This window comes from Pinisolibacter aquiterrae (assembly GCF_019160155.1).
Lineage (GTDB): Bacteria > Pseudomonadota > Alphaproteobacteria > Rhizobiales > Ancalomicrobiaceae > Pinisolibacter > Pinisolibacter aquiterrae.
On record NZ_JAFNIH010000011.1, the window covers coordinates 1 to 5648 of the forward strand.

A 5648-nucleotide genomic window follows, 5' to 3' on the forward strand; every position below is an offset into this window, starting at 1 on the left:
CGTGCCCAATCGTTCGACGAGCCTTCGGGTGGTGTCGGGCGTACGAAGTCTGATCGGCTTCGGGTTCTTTGACAATCGAATAGGAAGAAAGAGAAACGTGGACGGCGTGATCCTTGCGAGAGGGTTCATGGGTTCTTCGGAACTCCTGGCCTTCGGTTAGGACAAACGACGTCGGTTCACGTTGAAGTCTCACCGCTCTTCGAGAGGAGAGCGTGTTGGAGACCTCGTCAAACGTGCGATCGAGATACAGTCGGATGAACTTTCCAACTTGAGAGTTTGATCCTGGCTCAGAACGAACGCTGGCGGCAGGCTTAACACATGCAAGTCGAGCGCATCCTTCGGGGTGAGCGGCAGACGGGTGAGTAACGCGTGGGAATGTACCCATCCCTACGGAATAACACAGAGAAATTTGTGCTAATACCGTATACGCCCTTTGGGGGAAAGATTTATCGGGGATGGATCAGCCCGCGTTGGATTAGCTAGTTGGTGTGGTAATGGCGCACCAAGGCGACGATCCATAGCTGGTCTGAGAGGATGATCAGCCACACTGGGACTGAGACACGGCCCAGACTCCTACGGGAGGCAGCAGTGGGGAATATTGGACAATGGGCGCAAGCCTGATCCAGCCATGCCGCGTGAGTGATGAAGGCCTTAGGGTTGTAAAGCTCTTTCACCCGGGACGATAATGACGGTACCGGGAGAAGAAGCCCCGGCTAACTTCGTGCCAGCAGCCGCGGTAATACGAAGGGGGCTAGCGTTGTTCGGAATCACTGGGCGTAAAGCGTACGTAGGCGGACCGTTAAGTCGGAGGTGAAATCCTGGGGCTCAACCCCAGAACTGCCTTCGATACTGGCGGTCTCGAGTCCGGAAGAGGTGAGTGGAACTGCCAGTGTAGAGGTGAAATTCGTAGATATTGGCAAGAACACCAGTGGCGAAGGCGGCTCACTGGTCCGGTACTGACGCTGAGGTACGAAAGCGTGGGGAGCAAACAGGATTAGATACCCTGGTAGTCCACGCCGTAAACGATGGAAGCCAGCCGTCGGGCAGCATGCTGTTCGGTGGCGCAGCTAACGCATTAAGCTTCCCGCCTGGGGAGTACGGTCGCAAGATTAAAACTCAAAGGAATTGACGGGGGCCCGCACAAGCGGTGGAGCATGTGGTTTAATTCGAAGCAACGCGCAGAACCTTACCAGCTCTTGACATCCTCTGACCGCCACGGAGACGTGGTTTTCCCTTCGGGGACAGAGAGACAGGTGCTGCATGGCTGTCGTCAGCTCGTGTCGTGAGATGTTGGGTTAAGTCCCGCAACGAGCGCAACCCTCGCCTCTAGTTGCCAGCATTCAGTTGGGCACTCTAGAGGGACTGCCGGTGATAAGCCGAGAGGAAGGTGGGGATGACGTCAAGTCCTCATGGCCCTTACGGGCTGGGCTACACACGTGCTACAATGGCGGTGACAGTGGGCAGCTACTTCGCGAGGAGAAGCCAATCCCAAAAAGCCGTCTCAGTTCGGATTGCACTCTGCAACTCGAGTGCATGAAGTCGGAATCGCTAGTAATCGCGTAACAGCATGACGCGGTGAATACGTTCCCGGGCCTTGTACACACCGCCCGTCACACCATGGGAGTTGGGTTTACCCGAAGGCAGTGCGCCAACCGCAAGGAGGCAGCTGACCACGGTAGGCTCAGCGACTGGGGTGAAGTCGTAACAAGGTAGCCGTAGGGGAACCTGCGGCTGGATCACCTCCTTTCTAAGGATGGTTCCTCACGATCCGGAAGTCCATCGGCGCAAGTCGGTCCGCTTCCACGGTCGTCTCGAACCTCTTGGGACACCGACCGTCGATCCTGGTCTCACGACAGGGATCGAGCGAGTCACAAAAGCGCGGGATCCGCCGTCTTCGTTTCTCTTTCTTCTTCGGACGAGTTTCCAGCTCAGTGGCAAAGGTCACGAGCCGCGGTTGCGGCTTGCCAAGGGCATGGGCCCGTAGCTCAGCTGGTTAGAGCGCGCGCTTGATAAGCGTGAGGTCGAAAGTTCAAATCTTTCCGGGCCCACCATTAGTCTCGCGAGCACCCTCATGGGGCCATAGCTCAGTTGGGAGAGCGCGTGCTTTGCAAGCATGAGGTCGTCGGTTCGATCCCGTCTGGCTCCACCATTCCTCGAATGGGGTGCCGGCGGCGAGCGCCTTCGCCTCCTCGTCCGAATATGCCGGTTTCGCCGGTTCGACGTCTTTCGCAAGACGGTCGTTCCAGGCGTGTTGATTTGACATCGTGAAGAGAAGGTTCGTTCGATCGCCGTGGGGGCAACTCCGCGGTGGGTTTGGTCGTCGTGAGACGACTGTTCAGTCGAACGGAACTCGAGAATGTATGAGGTCTTTCCAAGAGATTGGAAAGCTAACCGTCGGTGGTCACAGGTTCGAGAGAACGGGTGGGCATCGATAATGAGAGCGATCAAGTGCTATAAGGGTATTCGATGGATGCCTTGGCGCTGAGAGGCGATGAAGGACGTGGTACGCTGCGATAAGCCATGGGGAGCTGCGAACAAGCTTTGATCCGTGGATTTCCGAATGGGGAAACCCACCCGCAAGGGTATCTCGAAAGAGAGGCGAACCTGGGGAACTGAAACATCTAAGTACCCAGAGGAAAGGACATCAACAGAGACTCCGCTAGTAGTGGCGAGCGAACGCGGATCAGGCCAATGCCTGTGATCTTCCAACTCGAACGACTTGGAACAGTCGGCGACAATGGGTGACAGCCCCGTAGAGGTGTCGAAGATCACGGGATACGAGTAGGGCGGGACACGTGAAATCCTGTCTGAACATGGGGGGACCACCCTCCAAGCCTAAGTACTCCTCAGCGACCGATAGTGAACAAGTACCGTGAGGGAAAGGTGAAAAGCACCCCGACAAGGGGAGTGAAACAGTTCCTGAAATCGGATACCTACAAACAGTGGGAGCCCAAGGTTCGTCCTGGGTGACTGCGTACCTTTTGTATAATGGGTCAGCGAGTTAGTCTGGCGAGCAAGCTTAAGCCGGTAGGTGTAGGCGTAGCGAAAGCGAGTCTGAACAGGGCGTTCAGTTCGTCGGATTAGACCCGAAACCGAGTGATCTAGCCATGGCCAGGTTGAAGGTGCGGTAACACGCACTGGAGGACCGAACCGGTGCCTGTTGAAAAAGTCTCGGATGAGCTGTGGCTAGGGGTGAAAGGCCAACCAAACTCGGAGATAGCTGGTTCTCCGCGAAAGCTATTTAGGTAGCGCGTCGGATGAATACTCCCGGGGGTAGAGCACTACATGGGCTAGGGGGTCCTACAGATCTACCAAACCTAAGTAAACTCCGAATACCGGGAAGTACTGTCCGGCAGACACACGGCGGGTGCTAACGTCCGTCGTGAAGAGGGAAAAAACCCTGATCGCCAGCTAAGGCCCCTAATTCGTGGCTAAGTGGGAAAGGATGTGGAGATCCCAAAACAACCAGGATGTTGGCTTAGAAGCAGCCATCATTTAAAGAAAGCGTAACAGCTCACTGGTCTAAACAAGGGTTTCTGCGCCGAAGATGTACCGGGGCTCAAGCCACGAGCCGAAGCTGCGGGCTCGCAAGAGCGGTAGCGGAGCGTTCCCTAGGCCGTTGAAGCGGTAGCCGCGAGGCGCCGTGGAGGTATGGGAAGTGCGAATGCTGACATGAGTAACGATAAAGGGTGTGAGAGACACCCTCGCCGAAAGTCCAAGGGTTCCTGCGTAAAGTTAATCTGCGCAGGGTTAGCCGGCCCCTAAGGCGAGGCCGAAAGGCGTAGTCGATGGGAACGGGGTGAATATTCCCCGGCCTGGGAGCAGTGACGAATCCCGTGTGTTGTACACTCTTATCGGATTGAGTGTGCGGCGAAGGGGTTCCAGGAAACAGCCTCCCGTATAGACCGTACCCGAAACCGACACAGGTGGACTGGTAGAGCATACCAAGGCGCTTGAGAGAACTCTGCTGAAGGAACTCGGCAAATTGCCTCCGTAACTTCGGGATAAGGAGGCCCCATGCTTGCGCAAGCAGGTGTGGGGGGCACAAGCCAGGGGGTGGCGACTGTTTAGCAAAAACACAGGGCTCTGCGAAGTCGCAAGACGACGTATAGGGTCTGACGCCTGCCCGGTGCCGGAAGGTTAAGAGGAGAGGTGCAAGCTTTGAATCGAAGCCCCGGTAAACGGCGGCCGTAACTATAACGGTCCTAAGGTAGCGAAATTCCTTGTCGGGTAAGTTCCGACCTGCACGAATGGCGTAACGACTTCCCCGCTGTCTCCAGCAGAGACTCAGTGAAATTGAATTCCTCGTGAAGATGCGAGGTTCCTGCGGTTAGACGGAAAGACCCCGTGCACCTTTACTGCAACTTTGCGCTGGCATTCGTGTCGGCATGTGTAGGATAGGTGGTAGACTTTGAAGCGAGGGCGCCAGCTCTCGTGGAGTCATCCTTGAAATACCACCCTTATCGTCATGAATGTCTAACTGCGGCTCAACAGGGTCCAAGACAGCGCATGGTGGGCAGTTTGACTGGGGCGGTCGCCTCCCAAAGAGTAACGGAGGCGCGCGATGGTGGGCTCAGACCGGTCGGAAATCGGTCGTCGAGTGCAATGGCATAAGCCTGCCTGACTGCGAGACTGACAAGTCGAGCAGAGACGAAAGTCGGCCATAGTGATCCGGTGGTCCCACGTGGACGGGCCATCGCTCAACGGATAAAAGGTACGCCGGGGATAACAGGCTGATACTGCCCAAGAGTCCATATCGACGGCAGTGTTTGGCACCTCGATGTCGACTCATCACATCCTGGGGCTGGAGCAGGTCCCAAGGGTTCGGCTGTTCGCCGATTAAAGTGGTACGTGAGTTGGGTTCAGAACGTCGTGAGACAGTTCGGTCCCTATCTGCCGTGGGTGTACGAGACTTGAGAGGATTTGTCCTTAGTACGAGAGGACCGGGATGAACGTACCACTGGTGGACCTGTTGTCGTGCCAACGGCAGTGCAGGGTAGCTATGTACGGACGGGATAACCGCTGAAGGCATCTAAGCGGGAAACCCACCTCAAAACAAGGTCTCGCATGAGAGTCGTGGTAGACGACCACGTCGATAGGCCGGGTGTGTAAGCACAGCAATGTGTTCAGCTTACCGGTACTAATAACTCGATCGGCTTGATCGCTCTCATTATTCAATGTCCATCCGCGAACACGCGGATCCGACGGTGACCTCATACATGACGGATGGCCTTCGCCGGCCTGGTGGTTCTTGCGAGGGGCCCCAACCCGATCCCATTCCGAACTCGGCCGTGAAAACCCTCTGCGCCAATGGTACTTCGTCTCAAGACGCGGGAGAGTAGGTCGCTGCCAGGCCTGCCAAGTCCATCCTCATTCTCGAAACCTTCTCACACGATGCACCCCTCCCGTCTTCCCGACATCGCGATCCGCTTCGTCGTGAAGACGATCCGCCCGAGACCGCAAGGACCTCGGGCCGTCGTCGCTTCCGCCGCCTCGCCGGGTCGAGGATCAACGGCCCCCTCTCCAGGTTCGCTCCCGCCCCAAAGGCGACGCTCGAACCGATACCCTTACCGCGGGGTGGAGCAGCCCGGTAGCTCGTCAGGCTCATAACCTGAAGGTCGTCAGTTCAAATCTGGCCCCCGCAACCA

At 56.7% G+C, this 5648-nt stretch carries 3 tRNA genes and 3 rRNA genes; all 6 read left to right on the plus strand.

Annotation, left to right across the window (positions count from 1 at the left end):
- Window positions 1–264: 264 nt before the first annotated feature.
- A 16S ribosomal RNA gene (locus tag J3S89_RS02430) occupies window positions 265–1747 on the plus strand.
- Window positions 1748–1974: 227 nt separating this feature from the next.
- Window positions 1975–2051, plus strand: a tRNA-Ile gene (locus tag J3S89_RS02435).
- 22 nt (window positions 2052–2073) lie between these two features.
- A tRNA-Ala gene (locus J3S89_RS02440) sits at window positions 2074–2149 on the plus strand.
- Window positions 2150–2442: 293 nt separating this feature from the next.
- Window positions 2443–5165, plus strand: a 23S ribosomal RNA gene (locus J3S89_RS02445).
- 75 nt (window positions 5166–5240) lie between these two features.
- Window positions 5241–5355: ribosomal RNA gene (gene rrf, locus J3S89_RS02450) — 5S ribosomal RNA — on the plus strand.
- Together the 16S, 23S and 5S rRNA genes with 3 tRNA genes alongside form the textbook arrangement of a ribosomal RNA operon.
- A gap of 216 nt (window positions 5356–5571) precedes the next feature.
- Window positions 5572–5648 (plus strand) — tRNA-Met (locus J3S89_RS02455).